We start from the raw sequence: 646 nt of genomic DNA on the forward strand, positions 1-646 counted from the left end.
CCACCACCAACCACACACCAGAAGCAGAAGCAGCGCCGTCGGCAGACGGCGAGGCGACAGGCGGAGTGTCAGCGGAGCCGAAAGCATCGACAGTCGCCGAGGACGGCGAGAGAGACGTGGGATCGGTCGGGCCCGTCAGGGGTTTCCACCACTCCCGGTAACACCAACCCCCCGTGCTGGAGCGAACGCGTTCACGGCTTCGCCATTCCGTCAGACCGGACGAGACCGCTGACGCTGTCGGAGCATCCACGCCCAACGCCCGTGCAAGCGTGGCCACGTCGTCGGACTCGACGAGCTCCCAAAACGCCGCATCCACCGGATGCGAACCACCCTCCGCGAGAGCCGGCACCTCCGGCCAGTAGCGTTCGTGTTGGAAGGGGTAGGTCGGCAGATCGGTACGTTCAGCGCCGGTACCGTCGAACAGCCGCCGCCACTCAACAGGCACACCGTTCACATGAAGACGCCCCAACGCCCCGAGCACAGCAGCCTCTTCAACGACGTCCTTACGCAGAAAGGGCACCGCCGTGGCATCGGGAGCGATCGCCGCAGCCATCGCCGAAAGCACACCGTCCGGACCCAACTCCACAAACCCCGACACATGCTGGCCTGCAAGCCATTCGACGCTGTCGCCGAAACGCACCGTCTC

The 646-nt window shown here is 65.8% G+C and carries 1 protein-coding gene; it reads right to left on the bottom strand.

The genetic code is table 11. From position 1 onward, the window contains the following. On the bottom strand, positions 1-646 hold a 646-nt coding region (locus AN218_RS36460; RefSeq protein WP_171908620.1), incomplete at both ends, for a hypothetical protein.

It is taken from the genome of Streptomyces nanshensis, assembly GCF_001751255.1.
In the GTDB taxonomy this organism is placed as follows: Bacteria; Actinomycetota; Actinomycetes; order Streptomycetales; family Streptomycetaceae; genus Streptomyces; species Streptomyces nanshensis_A.